Annotated in this window: 1 protein-coding gene; it reads right to left on the reverse strand. The window is 52.9% G+C overall.

Annotated features, from left to right (window positions below):
* Positions 1 to 226 precede the first annotated feature (226 nt).
* Positions 227 to 601 (reverse strand): ABC transporter permease subunit (locus PPL9_RS33910; RefSeq protein WP_208989705.1); only part of this gene is annotated, 375 nt, incomplete at its 5' end.

The following is a 601-nucleotide window of genomic DNA, read 5'->3' on the forward strand; positions in this document are numbered from 1 at the left end:
ACCTGTGTTGACGTGACCTTTGAAAAAGACGGGGAGGGCACAAAGGTTGTCCTCAGCCACCACGACTGGGAAAAACTTGGAGAAGTCGGCTCTGCAATGCGCGAGAACTACAACAATGGCTGGGTGAGCGTGTTTGAGACGCACTTCAAGGATGCATGTAACGCCAGTGTTGCCTAGCATTCTAACCCTCGCCGACTTGCTCAGCGAGGGTTCGCATTTTGCAGTTTTAACCCCGCCAATTCAAAAGGGCCTTTTCGGCCTTGCCAATCAGCCAGCTGACACACAGTCCCAGAATGGAGAGCATAGCAACACCCACGATCAACTGGTCGGTTGCAAACAGTGATCCAGCCATCAGAACATAAGCGCCGATACCGTACTCAGCGCCAATCATCTCCGCTGCGACGAGCAGAATAATGGCGATACTGGCAGAAATACGCGCGCCAGAAAGGATCGCGGGCAGGGCTCCGGGTAAAATGATCTTCCGTACAATAGAAAGCCAGCTCATTCCGAAGGATTGCCCCATGCGGATAAGCCCACGCTCCACATGGTCAACCCCGCCATATGTGGCGATAACTGTTGGAAAGAAAGTGCCAAACAGGAT

Source organism: Pseudovibrio sp. POLY-S9 (assembly GCF_001431305.1).
Classification (GTDB): Bacteria; Pseudomonadota; Alphaproteobacteria; order Rhizobiales; family Stappiaceae; genus Pseudovibrio.